Below are 14,967 nucleotides of genomic sequence, written 5' to 3' on the forward strand. Positions count from 1 at the left end.
ATTGGCTGACTGGCCGACGACACGTTAGCCTCAGCGAAATCGTGCTCCACCGCCGAGGAGGTGTAAGTGCTCTTTCGTCAGCTGGAGTATTTCGTGGCGGTCGCCCAGGAGCGTCACTTCGCCCGGGCGGCCGAGAAGTGCTACGTCTCACAACCCGCGCTGTCGTCGGCGATCGCCAAGCTCGAACGTGAACTCAACGTCACCCTGATCAACCGCGGCCATAGCTTCGAGGGCCTGACTCCCGAGGGGGAGCGGTTGGTGGTGTGGGCCAAGCGGATTCTGGCCGAGCACGACGCGTTCAAGGCCGAGGTGGACGCGGTGCGCTCCGGTATCACCGGGACGCTGCGGTTGGGCACGGTCCCGTCCGCGTCGACGACGGCGTCGCTGGTGCTGTCCGGTTTCTGCTCGGCGCACCCGTTGGTCAAGGCCCAAATCTGCTCCCGGCTGGCCGCAACCGAGCTGTACCGCCGGCTACGTGACTTCGAACTCGACGCGATCATTGTGCATCCGACAACAGCAGACAGCCGCGACATCGATGTGGTGCCGCTCTACGAGGAGCGCTATGTGCTGCTGGTGCCGCCCGACATGGTGCCCGCGGGCGCGTCGACGCTGCGCTGGCCGGACGCCGCGCAACTGCCGCTGGCGCTGCTCTCGCCGGACATGCGGGATCGCCAGATCATCAACGCCGCCTTCGCCGAGCATGCCATCACGGTCAGCCCCCAGGTCGAGACGGACTCTGTCGCTTCGCTTATCGCTCAGGTGGCCACCGGCAACTGGGCGTCCATCGTTCCGCACACCTGGCTATGGACCACGCCGACCGGCGGCGAGATTCGTCCGGTCCCGTTGGTCGATCCCATTCGCAAAGCCCAGATCGGTTTGGCCACCAACTCCGCCGGCCCGGGATCACCCGTCGCCCGCGCGCTCGTCGCAGCTGCGCAGGAGTTGGACCTGGGCGAGTTCTTCGACGCGCGGATGTCGGGAATCAGCCGCCGGCGCTGACCGGCGCCGGCGGGGCGGTGGCCGCGCTGGTGGGGTTCAGGCTCGCCAGGTGTCCGCTCTCCACACCGGCGGCCGGGCTGAGCTCGCAGTCGATGATCGACGGTCCCCCCGACGCCAGCGCGTCGGCCAGTGCCGCGGTCAGCTCCGATGGGGTGGTGACGTGATATCCCTTGCCGCTGAAAGCCTCTGCGATCAGCTCGTGACGCGCGCGAGCGTTCAGCACGGTAGGCGCCGGATCGCTGCCGGCCACCGCCGTTTCGTCACCGCGGTAGACGCCGCCGTTGTTGAGGATGACCACGGTCACCGGAAGTCGATACCGGCAGATGGTCTCGACTTCCATGCCCGAAAAGCCGAATGCGCTGTCCCCTTCGATCGCGACGACCGGGCGGCCGGTCTCCACCGCGGCAGCGATCGCGTAGCCCAGGCCGATGCCCATCACCCCCCAGGTACCGGTGTCGAGCCGGTGTCGCGGCAACTGCATGTCGATGACGTTGCGGGCCAGATCCAGCGCGTTGGCGCCTTCGTTGACCACATACACATCGGGATTGCGTTGCAGCACGGCGCGAATGGCGCCGAGCGCGTTGTAGAACCGCATCGGGTGCGGGTCTTCGGCCAGCCGCTCGCGCATCTTGGCGTCGTTGCGCGCCTTGCGATCCGACAGCTCGCCGGTCCATTCCGCCGGCGCCGCGATGGGACGTCCGGCCAGGCCGTCCAGCAGCGCCGACATCACCGAGCCGATGTCACCGGTCAGCGGTGCCGCCACCGGCCGGTTGCTGTCGAACTCCGACGCCGCGATATCGACCTGGATGAACTTGGCGTCGGCCGCCCACTGCGGCGACTCGCCATGGCCCAGAAGCCAATTCAGCCGGGCACCGACCAGCACGACGGTATCGGCCCGTGCGATGGCCAGCGAGCGGGCCGCGCCAGCGGACTGCGGATGCGAGTCGGGCAGTAGCCCCTTGGCCATCGACATGGGCAGGAACGGAATTCCGGTGGTCTCGACGAACTCGCGAATCACGTTGTCGGCCCGGGCATATGCCGCGCCCTTGCCGAGCACGATCAGCGGCCGCCGGGCCGCGGCGAGTAGCTGCAGGGCGCGGTCGACCGCCTCGGCCGCGGGAAGTTGTCGCGGTGCCGGGTCGACCAGCCGCCAGATGCTGTCGGCGGCAACGGAGACCTCCAGTGCCTGACCGAGCACCTCGCCGGGGATGTCGAGGTAGACACCGCCCGGCCGGCCCGAAATCGCGGTGCGAACAGCGCGCGCGACCCCGAGCCCGATGTCCTCCACCCGGTTGATCCGGTAGGCCGCCTTGACGAATGGCCGGGCGGCGTTGAGCTGGTCGATCTCCTGGTAGTCGCCGCGCTGCAGGTCCACGATGGACCGCCGGCTCGAACCCGAGATCTGGATCATCGGGAAGCAGTTTGCGGTGGCGTTGGCCAGCGCGGGCAGGCCGTTGAGAAAGCCGGGGCCCGACGTCGTCAGGCAGATGCCGGGACGCGCCGTGAGGAAACCGGCGGCCGCGGCCGCATTGCCGGCCGAGCCCTCATGACGGAAGCCGATGTAACGGATCCCAGCGGCCTGGGCGGTGCGGGCGAGGTCGGTGATGGGGATGCCGACGATCCCGTAGATGGTGTCGACGTCGTTGGCCTTGAGGGCCTCCACCATGAGGTGAAAGCCATCGGTCAGGCGAACACTGGCCGGTCCATCCGGCGCTGCGCCGGGAGATGCCGCTTGCATGGTCATGGTGGCGACTCCTCGTGTCTGAGGGGGACCGGAGTGCTCCGGGCCGCGAATGGCTCGGTCATCACTTTGTTCCAGTGCCGGGGCTGTGTCCAAGACCGGGGCGCTATTCAGTGATTTACGTTGTCTATTGACCCTGGCCACCGACCGGGTGCATTCGATAGGTTCCGGCTATCGAGCGGTAGCGGATCGGTATTGGACAAGAAGCATTGTCACCGGCAGGGTGGCCATACAAGAGCCGATCCGGCACCGGCAACACCCGAGAGGAGCGTGCGATGTCATCGATCGCCAAGACGGTGGCGCAACAGTTCGCGGCCGATGGTCCCACCGAATCGTCGAGTCCGCGGATTGCCGATCTGGTGATGGTGGCGGCAACCCGGCGGCCGGAGGCCGTCGCACTTGTCGTGACCGCCGACCGCGTCGCGATCAGCTACCGTGACGTGATCCGGCTGGCCGACGACCTGGCCGGGCAGTTGACCAGGGCCGGTCTCTTGCCGGGCGACCGGGTGGCGCTGCGTTCCGGCAGCAACGCCGAATTCGTCGTCGCGCTGCTGGCCGCGTCTCGAGCCGATCTTGTCGTGGTTCCGTTGGACCCGGCGTTACCCGTCGGCGACCAGCGCGCCCGCGCCGAGGCTGCTGGAGCACGTGTGGTGCTGGTGGACGGCAACGGTCCCGACAGCGGGGAAGATTCGGCGATCCGGTGGTGGCCGGTGGCGGTGAGCGTGGGCCGCGATGACGGGGCCCTATCGGTCCGTTTGGAGGCTGCCGGGGAACCGAAGCCGGTCACGGCCGCACCCGAGGGGCTGCGGCCCGACGACGCCATGATCATGTTCACCGGCGGGACGACGGGCCTGCCGAAGATGGTCCCGTGGACCCACGGAAACATCGCCAGTTCGATCCGGGCGATCATCGCCGGGTATCGGCTGGGTCCGCAGGACGCGACGGTCGCGGTGATGCCGCTGTACCACGGTCACGGCTTGATGGCCGCGTTGCTGTCGACGCTGGCGTCCGGGGGCGCGGTGTTGCTGCCGGCGCGCGGGAAGTTCTCGGCGCACAGTTTCTGGGACGACATCGACGCGGTGCACGCCACCTGGTACACGGCGGTGCCGACCATTCACCAGATCCTGTTGGAGCGTGCCAAAACTGAACCGTCCGGCACCAAAGCCGCCCTGCGCTTCATCCGCAGCTGCAGCGCCCCGCTCACCCCGGAGACGGCGCAGGCGCTGCACGCTGAGTTCAGCGCGCCGGTGGTGTGCGCGTTCGGGATGACCGAGGCCACCCACCAGGTGGCCACCACCAGCCCCGACGACGAGGAAAACCCGGCAGTGTCAACCGGTCTGGTGGGCAACTCGACCGGGCCCGAGATCCGGATCGTCGGGTCCGGCGGAGCGCCCGTCGGCCCCGGCGAGGTCGGCGAGGTCTGGCTGCGCGGCCCCACCGTGGTGCGTGGCTACCTCGGCGACCCGAAGATCACCGAAGCCAACTTCACCGACGGTTGGCTGCGCACCGGCGATTTGGGGACATTGTCGGCCGACGGCGACCTGAGCATCCGTGGCCGGATCAAAGAGCTGATCAACCGCGGCGGCGAGAAAATATCGCCGGAGCGCGTCGAGCACGTGCTGGCCACCCATCCGAACGTGTTGGAACCGGCCGTCTTCGGCGTTCCCCACCCGCTCTACGGTGAGGCCGTCGCGGCGGTGATCGTGCCTCGCCAGCCCGCGCCGACTCCCGAAGAACTCACCGAGTTCTGCCGGGAACGCTTGGCGGCCTTCGAGATTCCGGCAACCTTCGAGCTGGCGAGCGAGCTGCCGCACACCGCGAAAGGTTCGCTCGACCGTCGCGCCGTGGCCCAACGGTTCGGTCCGCCGGCGTAACCCGGAGTCACCGCGACGACGTGACCGAACCCCACGCCGCTCGCGCGCCGGAGTCGCCGACGCGATACGTCTGGACCAGCGTGGCGGCAGCGGCGGCCACCACCAACAGCATGACCACCAGCTGCACTACGGGTTTCACCGCGCGTCCGCGGGCCCGGCGAAGGTGGACGACCGCCAGCGCGACCATCGTCGCCGCCAGTGCAACCGCGAAGTAGGACAGGGTTTGGCCGAGGTTCGCGTGGCTGTCGATCGCCGGCGACTGGCCGATCTTGCCGGCCAACCACTCGCCCGAGTCCGCGGTCAACGGGGTCACGACGAGCGTAATGACGGCCAGGGCCAGCGTCAGCCAGACCAGTCGTTGGCGGGCGGCCGGCCATAGCGCGCACATGATCGCCAGGATCGCCGCCAACGGACCCAGCACGACGACCAGATGGTTGAGCAATATGTGGGCCGGTAGTCCGTCAACCGTCGACATGAGGCCGGCTACGCGGTTGACTTCACCCGGGCCGCAGCGGATTCCGGCATCGGTTCGTATCGGGCGAACGTGCGGGTGAACGATGCGGCGCCATGGGCGAGTGAGCGCAAGTCAATGGCATACCGGGTCAACTCGACCTGAGGCACTTCGGCTTTGACCACCGTGCGTTCGTTGGCGGCGGTCTCGGTACCCAGCACGCGGCCGCGGCGCCCGGACAGATCGCCCATCACCGCGCCCACGAAATCGTCGGGCACCAGCACCGAGATCTCGTCGATCGGCTCGAGCAGGATCACCTTGGTCGCCGCGGCCGCATCTCGCAATGCCAGTCCACCGGCCATCTGGAAGGCGAAATCGGAGGAGTCGACGCTGTGGGCCTTACCGTCGAGCAGGGTGACCCGCAAGTCCACCACCGGGTAACCGGCGAGCACCCCCTTTTCCATCTGCGCGCGGACACCCTTCTCCACGCTCGGAATGAATTGGCGTGGCACCGCGCCGCCGACCACCTTGTCGACGAACTCGAACCCGGAGCCCTCCGGCAACGGCTCCACCTCGATGTCGCACACCCCGTACTGGCCGTGGCCACCGGATTGCTTGACGTGACGGCCGTGGCCTTTGGCCTTGCCGGCGAACGTTTCCCGCAGCGGTACCCGCAGCTCCACGGTGTCCACGGTGACGCCGTACCGATTGGCCAGCCCGTCGAGCACCACGCCGGCATGGGCCTCACCCATGCACCACAGCACGATCTGGTGGGTCTCCTGGTTCTGCTCGATCCGCAATGTCGGGTCTTCGGCGGCAAGACGGCCCAAGCCGACCGACAACTTGTCCTCGTCGGTCTTGGCGTGCGCCTGAATCGCGATGGGCAACAAGGGTTCCGGCATCGTCCAGGGTTTCAGCACCAAGGGCTCGGACTTGTCCGACAGGGTGTCGCCGGTTTCCGCGCGGCTCAGCCTGCCGATGGCGCAGATGTCGCCGGCGACCACGGCGGTCGCGGGGCGTTGCTGCTTGCCCAGCGGGAAAGACAGCGGACCGATGCGTTCGTCTTCGTCGTGGTCGGGATGGGTGTTCGCCGACCCGTTCTGGTCGCCGAAAAACGACGAGAAATGGCCGGACACATGAACCGTGGCGTCGGGCTTGATGGTTCCGGAGAACACCCGCACCAGGCTGACCCGGCCGACATAGGGGTCGGACGTCGTCTTCACCACCTCGGCGAGCAAGGGCGCGCTCACGTCGCAGGCCAACTCGGCGTGTGCGGCGCCCTGCGGGGTGAACACCTCCGGTAGCGGGTGCTCCATCGGAGACGGGAAGCCGCGGGTGGCGACCTCCAGCAGTTCCAGGGTGCCGACGCCGGTGCCGCTGCACACCGGGATCACCGGGAAGAACGAGCCGCGGGCAACGGCCTTCTCCAGGTCCTGGATCAGGATGGATTCGTCGATATCCTCGCCGCCGAGGTAGCGCTCCATCAACGACTCGTCCTCGGACTCCTCGATGATCCCTTCGATCAGACTGCCGCGGGCCTCCTCGATCCGATCGGCGTCCGATGGGTCCGGGGGGCGCGCGGCGCGCTTGCCGCCGGCGTACTCGTAGTGGATTTGTGACAGCAATCCGATCAGGCCGTCACCGGCGGGTCCGGCGGGAAGGTACAGCGGTAAGACTTTGTCGCCGAACGCGTCCTGGGCGGCGGCCAGTGCCTCGGGATAGTTCGCCCGGGCGTGGTCCAGCTTGGTGATCACCACTGCGCGTGGCATGCCGACCTGGCTGCATTCCTGCCAGAGCGACTTGGTGGGCTCGTCGACGCCCTCGTTGGCCGCGATCACGAACAGCGCGCAGTCCGCGGCTCGCAACCCGGCGCGCAGCTCACCCACGAAATCGGCATATCCAGGGGTGTCGACGAGGTTCACCTTGATGCCGTCGTGTGACAGCGAGGCCACCGCGAGCCCGACCGAGCGCTGCTGGCGGATCTCCGCGTCGTCGTAGTCGCAGACCGTGGTGCCGTCGGTGACCGATCCGGGCCGGGACAGCACTCCGGCCGCGACCAGTAAGGCCTCGACGAGGGTGGTCTTGCCGCCGCCTGATGGGCCCACCAGCACCACGTTGCGAACCGCGTCCGGGCCGTCCGCGGTGGGTGCGGCTCCCGCCCCCTGGGAGGCACTCGCTCTGTCGGCCATGATTTTCCTCCAGTTCTTCCGGGTGTCAGGAATCCAAGCCCGCCCACTCCCGTAAGCGGTGTGCTCCAGCCCACAGGACGCAGTAGCAACTTTTCCCCCAACCGCCGCCCAGCACAAGGCCCGGCCGATGCGGTGCGACGGAGGTGCTGTGGCGTCGGCTCGGGGGTCGGCCGGTCCGGTGCCCGCCGACTGCCACCTCCGCGGGAAATGCGCTAGTGCTTCTCCAAGCCAGGCTATGCTGCCCTGGTACCAGTGTGACGGGTGTGGCCGACGGGCAGCCGGGTCAGCTGTGCCAGCCGGACCAACGCCGTACTGACACGGTGACCACCGGCCCGTCCAACGGAATCGACTGGTACTGAGGGTATTTCGTGCGCAGCAGCCGGTATCCGGTGTGCATGGCCGCACCGTCGTGATAGATCGCGGCGACTCCGTCGGCCCGGGCCCACCACAACTGCGTCCAGTCGTCGTCGTAATGATCGACGAGCAGGCTGACGTGCGGATTGCTATTGATATTGGTGAGGCGCTGCAGCCGCCGGGTAGTTTTCGGCTTCGCGTCGACGGCGGTGAAGATGCGGTCCCGGTCCACCGCGAAAACCACCGGCACCAGGTGTGGCGTGCCCGCGGGCGTGATCGTGGCCAACCGCGCCACCGGGGATTGCGAGAAGGCGGCCTTCGGGTCGAATTCGCCCACCGGCTCAGCCTAAAGGCCGGGCTGCCGCTCGGCTCGGGCCGGCTGCCACGGAAATCCCGGTGTGCGGGCTACCGTTACCCCATGCCGGCGCAGACGCAGATCGCCAATCTCCTCTACCGCTATGCGGAGTGCGTCGACGCCGGCGAATTGGACGAGGCGGCCGCGCTGTTCGAGCACGCTCGCATCCGGATCGACGCTGCCGGCCACGACACCATCGATGCGGCAGGGCTGCTGAGGATCTGGAAGTCGCTGATCGTCTTGTATCCCGACGGAACACCCCGAACCAAGCATGTGGTCACCAATCCGATCATCGAGATCGACGGGCACGCCAGAACCGCGCAATGCCGCAGTTACTACACGGTGCTGCAGCAGACCGAGGACTTTCCGCTGCAGGCCATTGTTACGGGCCGCTATCACGACCGCTTCGAATGCGTCGAGGGCAGCTGGCGCTTTTCCTACCGCGACCTGACTCTCATCGACATGGTCGGTGATATCAGTCACCATCTGAGTTATGGCATTAAGCAGGCCTAGAACAGGTATAGGCGATATCGACAATTTTGGCCGCTCGAAGTCTTGCGGCCTGCCGAGGTGGGTATTTGGACTACGGTAGATGTAGACAAAGTTGTGCTGCCCGGACCTTAAGGCTGGGACAATTCAGCTTCTCCCCCGACGCAGGAGGTTACGGGATGAGCAACGTTCGCCACCATCCGGTGAGGTGGCCATGGCTGGTCGCCATATTGGCCGTGCTCGGATTGGGTCTGGCCACACCGCCGGCGCCGGCATCGGCGGCGCCGTCCACATTCGCGCTGGACCGGTTCGCTGACTACCCGTCGCTGCCGCTCGACCCGTCGGCGTTGGTCGGCCAGGTGGGGCCGCAGATCGTCAACATCAACACCAAGCTGGGCTACAACAACGCGGTAGGAGCCGGCACCGGCATCGTCATCGATCCCAACGGTGTCGTGCTGACCAACAACCACGTGATTTCGGGCGCCACCGACATCAGCGCGTTCGACGTCGGCAACGGCCAAACCTACGGCGTCGACGTGGTTGGCTATGACCGCACCCAGGACATCGCGGTGCTGCAGCTGCGGGGTGCGGGCGGTTTGCCCACCGCCGCGATCGGCGGCGGGGTGTCGATCGGTGAGCCCATCGTCGCGCTGGGCAACACCGGCGGGCAGGGCGGAACGCCGCGCGCGGTGCCCGGACGGGTGGTCGCCCTCAACCAGACCGTCCAGGCCTCGGACGCGCTCACCGGCGCCGAAGAAACGCTGAACGGGCTGATCCAGGTCGACGCCGCGATCCGGCCCGGCGATTCGGGCGGGCCGATCGTCAACAACCAGGGGCAGGTTGTCGGCATCAACACGGCCGCGTCCGACAACTTCCAGCTGTCTCAGGGCGGGCAGGGCTTTGCCATTCCGATCGGCCAGGCGATGGCGATCGCCAACCAGATCCGCTCCGGAGGCGGGTCGCCCACGGTGCACGTCGGACCGACCGCGTTCCTCGGCCTCGGCGTCGTCGACAACAACGGCAACGGCGCCAGGGTGCAGCGAGTGGTGGGGACCGCGCCCGCCGCGTCGATCGGGATTTCCAACGGCGACGTGGTTACCGCGGTCGACGGCATCGCGATCAGTTCGGCTACCGCCTTGTCGGATGTGCTCAACGGGCATCATCCCGGCGACGTCGTCTCGATCAGCTGGCTGTCCAAATCAGGGGTCGCGCGCACCGAGAACGTGACGCTGGCGGAAGGGCCGCCGGCCTGAGCTATGCGGGGATGATCACTGCCGGCCGGCGAATTCGGTTGGCGCCGGCAGTGTTTGCCCGCATGGTTCCCGAAGTTCCACCTCGGGTACCCGTGGCATCGTGGAGTTGATGAACGACGCGAGAGAAGCCTCCCGGCACGATGCTGCGCACCATCCCGCCGAGGGCAGCCATGTCGAAGGAGGTGTGGTCGAGCACCCCGATGCCAAGGATTTCGGCAATGCCGCCGCGCTTCCCGCCGACCCGACCTGGTTCAAGCACGCCGTCTTCTACGAGGTACTGGTCCGGGCGTTCTACGATTCCAGCGCTGACGGCTCGGGTGATCTGCGTGGACTCCTGGACCGGCTGGACTACCTGCAATGGCTCGGCATCGACTGCATCTGGCTGCCCCCGTTCTATGACTCACCGTTGCGTGACGGCGGCTACGACATCCGCGACTTCTACAAGGTGCTACCCGAGTTCGGGACCGTCGACGACTTCGTCGCCCTCGTCGATGCCGCCCACCGCCGCGGAATCCGGGTCATCACCGACCTGGTGATGAACCACACCTCGGAATCCCACCCGTGGTTCCAGGAATCCCGCCGCGACACCGACGGGCCCTACGGCGACTACTACGTGTGGAGCGACACCAGCCAGAAGTACACCGACGCCCGGATCATCTTCGTCGACACCGAAGAGTCGAACTGGACGTTCGACCCGGTCCGCCGCCAGTTCTACTGGCACCGCTTCTTCTCCCACCAGCCGGACCTCAATTACGACAATCCGGCCGTTCAAGAGGCGATGATCGACGTCATGCGCTTCTGGCTGGGCCTGGGCATCGACGGGTTCCGGCTGGACGCGGTCCCCTACCTTTTCGAGCGCGAGGGCACCAACTGCGAGAACCTGCCCGAGACGCACGCCTTCCTCAAGCGGGTCCGCAAGGTGGTCGACGACGAATTTCCCGGCCGGGTGCTGCTGGCCGAGGCCAACCAGTGGCCGGCCGATGTCGTCGAATACTTCGGCGACGCCACCACCGGCGGCGACGAATGCCACATGGCCTTTCACTTCCCGCTGATGCCGCGTATCTTCATGGCCGTCCGCCGCGAGTCGCGGTTCCCGATTTCAGAGATCCTGGCGCAGACGCCGCCGATACCCGATATGGCGCAATGGGGGATCTTCCTGCGCAACCATGACGAGTTGACGCTGGAAATGGTCACCGACGAAGAGCGCGATTATATGTACGCCGAGTACGCCAAGGATCCGCGGATGAAGGCGAATGTCGGCATCCGCCGCCGGCTGGCGCCGCTGCTGGACAACGACCGCAACCAGATCCAATTGTTCAACGCGCTGCTGCTCTCGTTGCCGGGCTCACCGGTGCTCTACTACGGCGACGAAATCGGCATGGGCGACGTGATCTGGTTGGGGGACCGCGACGGCGTGCGGACCCCGATGCAGTGGACACCGGACCGTAATGCCGGATTCTCCACAGCCAACCCCGGCCGGCTCTACCTGCCGCCGAGCCAGGATCCGGTCTACGGCTACCAGGCGGTCAACGTCGAGGCGCAGCGCGACACCTCGACATCACTGCTGAACTGGACCCGGACCATGCTTGCGGTGCGGCGGCGCCACCAGGCGTTCGCCGTCGGATCCTTCCAGGAACTGGGCGGGTCCAACCCGTCGGTCCTGGCTTTCGTCCGGGAAACACCGGGCCGGGACGGCAGAGGCGGCGGTGACGGCAGAGACGGTGATGTGGTGCTGTGCGTGAACAACCTCTCGCGGTTCCCGCAGCCCATCGAACTGAACCTGCAGCAATGGAACAACTACACACCGATCGAGCTCACCGGGCATGTGGAGTTTCCCCGTATCGGCCACCTGCCCTACCTGCTGACCCTGCCGGGCCACGGCTTCTACTGGTTCCAGTTGTCCAGAACCGAGGAGAACGCATGATCCGCGCCGGTGACGATGCGAAGCGAAGCGAAGAGGAGCGGCGCGCATGAGCCTGCCAGCCAAGCTGCCCTGGTCTGAGTGGCTGCCACAGCAACGGTGGTACGCCGGACGCAACCGCCAACTGTCCCGCGCAGAGGTCAGCGTGGTCGTCCCCCTGAAGAACGATCTCGACCTGGTGCTCGTCGACGCCGACTACGCCGACGGTTCGGCGGAGCGCTACCAGGTGATCGTCGGATGGGACGCGGCGCCGGTGTCCGAGTACAGCACCGTGGCAACGATCGGTGCCGCGGAAGACCGGACGGGCTTCGACGCCCTCTACGACACCGATGCGCCGCCGTTTCTGCTGTCGTTGATCGACTCGTCAGCCATCCGCGTTGCATCCGGGGTGGAAGTGACATTCGCCAAAGAACCAGACATCGAATTGCCGTTGAACGCGGCGCCGCACGTCTCCGATGCCGAGCAGAGCAACACGAGCGTCATCTTCGATCGGCGTGCGATCTTCAAGGTGTTTCGGCGCGTCTCCAGCGGCATCAACCCCGATATCGAATTGAACCGGGTGCTCGGCCGTGCCGGTAACCCGCACGCAGCACGGTTGCTGGGAACATACGAGATGGCCGGGCCGGACGCCGGCAGTTCGGCGGCAAATGAGCAGGCGTGTCCGCTGGGCATGGTGACCGAATTCGCCTCCAACGCCGCCGAGGGCTGGGCGATGGCCACCGCCAGCGTCCGTGATCTGTTCGCCGAAGGCGACCTGTATGCCCACGAAGTCGGCGGAGACTTCGCCGGCGAGTCTTACCGGCTCGGCGAGGCGGTGGCGTCGGTGCACGCCACCCTGGCCGAGTGCCTGGGAACGGCCCAGGCGCCGTTCCCGGTGGACACCGTGTTGGCGCGGCTGTCGTCGACCGTGGCGGCGGTTGGGGAGCTGGAGGCGTACGCGGCGACGATCGAAGAGCGATTCCAGAAGCTGGCCGGCGAGACCGTCACCGTTCAGCGGATCCACGGCGACCTGCACCTAGGACAGGTGTTGCGGACCCCGGAGAGCTGGCTGTTGATCGATTTCGAAGGCGAGCCGGGTCAGCCGCTGGATGAGCGGCGAGCACCTGATTCGGCGCTGCGTGATGTGGCCGGTGTGTTGCGCTCCTTCGAGTACGCCGCCTATGGGCCGTTGGTGGACCAGGCCACCGACAAGCAGTTGGCGGCCCGCGCCCGGGAATGGGTCGAGCGCAATCGGACCGCGTTCTGCGAGGGCTATGCGGCGGCATCGGGGACCGACCCCCGGGATTCGGCGCAGCTGTTGGCCGCCTACGAACTGGACAAGGCGGTCTACGAAGTGGGCTACGAGGCGCGGCATCGGCCCGGATGGCTGCCGATTCCGTTGCGTTCGATCGCCCGGCTGACCGCCTGAGCAGGCTTTTCCGCGGTTGCCCGGCGTGGTCTGCGAGCTGGGGTGACCGGCTGATATCTGCGGACCCCGCGAGTCTCTGGAAGCATGCTCGTGTGCGGAAAGAGACTTACGACAGCGAAGCGAGGTTGTCCTGGGTGCTGGCCGGGCTGGCCGGGGTGCTGGGGGCCACGGCGTTCACCCACTCCGCCGGCTACTTCGTGACTTTCATGACCGGCAATGCGCAGCGAGCTGTGCTGGGAGTCTTCCGCGACGATGTGTGGCTGACGATAACAGCGTCGTTGTTGATCGTGTGCTTTGTCGCCGGTGTGGTGGTTGCCTCGATATGCCGCCGCCATTTCTGGGTCGATCATCCGTACGGCCCCACCGTGCTGACCACTTTCAGTCTGGTGGCGGCCACCGCGCTTGACATTCTCCTGGGTGGATGGGAACAGACCCTGCTTGATTTCGTCCCGATTCTGTTCGTGGTGTTTGGGATTGGCGCGTTGAACACATCGTTCGTCAAGGATGGCGAGGTGTCGGTGCCGTTGAGTTACGTGACGGGCACCCTGGTCAAGATGGGTCAGGGCATCGAACGTCACCTGGCCGGCGGGAAGGTGGAGGACTGGCTCGGCTACTTCTTGCTGTACGCCAGCTTCAGCCTCGGTGCTGCGGCCGGAGGCGTTATCAGCTTGGTGGTCGGCGGATCCCAGATGCTGGCGGTGGCGACGATAGTCTGCGCGGTCACCACGGGCTACACGTATTTCCACTCCGACCGGCGGACGTTGGTGAAGGAATCCTGACCCGGATCAGCCGGATCACCCGGATCGGCGGGTGAGCGTAACGAACATCGGCAGCAGCGCTGGCCGTGTGCGCTGCTGCCGATGCTGGCTCGGGTATTAGCCGGGTCTCACGTGGCAGGGGCGGCGGGGCCGTTGAGCACCTGCAGCATGTCCGGCTTCATGGCGACCAGTTGCTGATTCCAGTAGGGCCATGAATGCGTTCCGTTCGTCGGGAAGTTGAACACGCCGTTGCGACCGCCCGAGGCCAGGTAGGTGTCCCTGAAGGTTTGGTTGGTGCGCAGCGTCAGGCCCTCAAGGAACTTGGCCGGCATGTTGTCGCCACCGAGGTCGCTGGGGGTGCCGTTGCCGCAGTACACCCAGACTCGAGTGTTGTTGGCTACCAGTCGCGGAATTTGAATCATCGGGTCATTACGCTTCCACGCCGGGTCGGTGGACGGGCCCCACATGCTGTTGGCGTTGTAACCGCCGGAGTCGTTCATGGCCAGCCCGATCAGCGTCGGCCACCAGCCCTCGGACGGGTTGAGGAACCCCGACAACGACGCCGCGTACGGGAATTGTTGCGGGTAGTACGCGGCCATGATCAGCGCCGAACCGCCCGACATCGAAAGGCCCACCGCCGCATTGCCAACCGGTGAAACGCCCTTGTTGGCCTGCAGCCAGGCGGGCATTTCCCTGGTGAGGAAGCTCTCCCACTTGTAGGTGTAACTCTGACCGTTGCCCTGCGAAGGCTGGTACCAGTCGCTGTAGAAACTGGACTGGCCGCCGACGGGCATGACCACCGACAGGCCGGATTGGTAGAACTCCTCGAACGCGGGGGTGTTGATATCCCAACCGCTGTAGTCGTCCTGTGCGCGAAGACCATCCAGCAGGTAGACGGAATGCGCTCCGCCGCCTTGGAATTGGACCTTGATGTTGCGGCCCATCGACGGCGACGGGATCTGCAGATACTCGACTGGAAGGCCCGGCCTGGAGAACGCGGCCGCGGGCACCGAGCCGCCGACGGCGCCGACCACACCGGATAGCAGGGCGGCCCCCACTGCCGCGATACCCAGCCGGCGGGGCATGGTTTTCGCTGCGCCACGCAGCTTTTCAACGAACTTCATGGCTTGTAACCCATCCCAACTCTCGTCTGCCGCGTGTCGCGGTCGAACCTG

General features: G+C 66.6%; 12 protein-coding genes. 7 read left to right on the forward strand and 5 right to left on the reverse strand.

Annotated elements, in window-relative coordinates:
- Positions 1-66: 66 nt before the first annotated feature.
- Entirely contained in the window at positions 67-999 is a 933-nt protein-coding gene (locus B4U45_RS15095) for a LysR family transcriptional regulator (protein ID WP_075547972.1), read from the forward strand.
- On the opposite strand, the gene oxc is transcribed toward B4U45_RS15095, so the two are convergent.
- The gene (oxc, locus tag B4U45_RS15100) at positions 983-2,743 is read right to left on the reverse strand and encodes an oxalyl-CoA decarboxylase (protein ID WP_075547971.1); all 1,761 of its coding nucleotides are present in this window, start codon (positions 2,741-2,743) and stop codon (positions 983-985) included. The genes B4U45_RS15095 and oxc overlap by 17 nt on opposite strands.
- A 272-nt stretch (positions 2,744-3,015) precedes the next feature.
- On the opposite strand from oxc, the gene B4U45_RS15105 reads away from it, so the two are divergent.
- Positions 3,016-4,614 carry a FadD7 family fatty acid--CoA ligase gene (locus B4U45_RS15105; protein ID WP_075547970.1) on the forward strand — a complete coding sequence of 533 codons (1,599 nt, stop codon included), beginning with the start codon at positions 3,016-3,018 and terminating at the stop codon, positions 4,612-4,614.
- A 7-nt stretch (positions 4,615-4,621) separates the two neighbouring features.
- Here B4U45_RS15105 and B4U45_RS15110 read toward each other — a convergent pair whose 3' ends face one another.
- From B4U45_RS15110 to B4U45_RS15120, 3 genes are all read right to left on the reverse strand, one after another.
- Positions 4,622-5,089 (reverse strand): DUF2231 domain-containing protein, encoded by a 468-nt coding sequence (locus B4U45_RS15110; RefSeq protein WP_075547969.1) that lies wholly within the window; start codon positions 5,087-5,089, stop codon positions 4,622-4,624.
- Positions 5,090-5,097: 8 nt separating this feature from the next.
- Positions 5,098-7,254: an elongation factor G-like protein EF-G2 gene (locus B4U45_RS15115; RefSeq protein ID WP_075547968.1), complete on the reverse strand. Its 2,157-nt coding sequence runs from the start codon at positions 7,252-7,254 to the stop codon at positions 5,098-5,100.
- Positions 7,255-7,537: 283 nt separating this feature from the next.
- The gene (locus B4U45_RS15120; protein ID WP_075547967.1) at positions 7,538-7,945 is read right to left on the reverse strand and encodes a TIGR03668 family PPOX class F420-dependent oxidoreductase; all 408 of its coding nucleotides are present in this window, start codon (positions 7,943-7,945) and stop codon (positions 7,538-7,540) included.
- A gap of 81 nt (positions 7,946-8,026) precedes the next feature.
- On the opposite strand from B4U45_RS15120, the gene B4U45_RS15125 reads away from it, so the two are divergent.
- The 5 genes from B4U45_RS15125 to B4U45_RS15145 all read left to right on the forward strand — a co-directional run bounded on the left by B4U45_RS15125 (position 8,027) and on the right by B4U45_RS15145 (position 13,813).
- A complete protein-coding gene (locus B4U45_RS15125) occupies positions 8,027-8,476 on the forward strand; it encodes a nuclear transport factor 2 family protein (RefSeq protein ID WP_075547966.1) in 450 nt (149 codons plus the stop codon).
- A gap of 155 nt (positions 8,477-8,631) precedes the next feature.
- Positions 8,632-9,705, forward strand: a complete 1,074-nt coding sequence (locus tag B4U45_RS15130; protein WP_075547965.1) for a S1C family serine protease — start codon at positions 8,632-8,634, stop codon at positions 9,703-9,705.
- Between the two features lie 109 nt (positions 9,706-9,814).
- Positions 9,815-11,629 carry a maltose alpha-D-glucosyltransferase gene (gene treS, locus B4U45_RS15135; protein ID WP_075547994.1) on the forward strand — a complete coding sequence of 605 codons (1,815 nt, stop codon included), beginning with the start codon at positions 9,815-9,817 and terminating at the stop codon, positions 11,627-11,629.
- A gap of 46 nt (positions 11,630-11,675) precedes the next feature.
- Entirely contained in the window at positions 11,676-13,034 is a 1,359-nt protein-coding gene (locus B4U45_RS15140; protein ID WP_083155045.1) for a maltokinase N-terminal cap-like domain-containing protein, read from the forward strand.
- Between the two features lie 92 nt (positions 13,035-13,126).
- Positions 13,127-13,813 carry a YoaK family protein gene (locus tag B4U45_RS15145; RefSeq protein WP_075547963.1) on the forward strand — a complete coding sequence of 229 codons (687 nt, stop codon included), beginning with the start codon at positions 13,127-13,129 and terminating at the stop codon, positions 13,811-13,813.
- A gap of 107 nt (positions 13,814-13,920) precedes the next feature.
- Here the strand turns inward: B4U45_RS15145 and ag85C are convergent, their stop codons facing one another.
- Complete coding sequence (ag85C, locus tag B4U45_RS15150) at positions 13,921-14,916, reverse strand: diacylglycerol acyltransferase/mycolyltransferase Ag85C (RefSeq protein ID WP_075547962.1); 996 nt, start codon at positions 14,914-14,916, stop codon at positions 13,921-13,923.
- Positions 14,917-14,967 lie beyond the last annotated feature (51 nt).

This window comes from Mycobacterium persicum, from assembly GCF_002086915.1.
GTDB lineage: Bacteria > Actinomycetota > Actinomycetes > Mycobacteriales > Mycobacteriaceae > Mycobacterium > Mycobacterium persicum.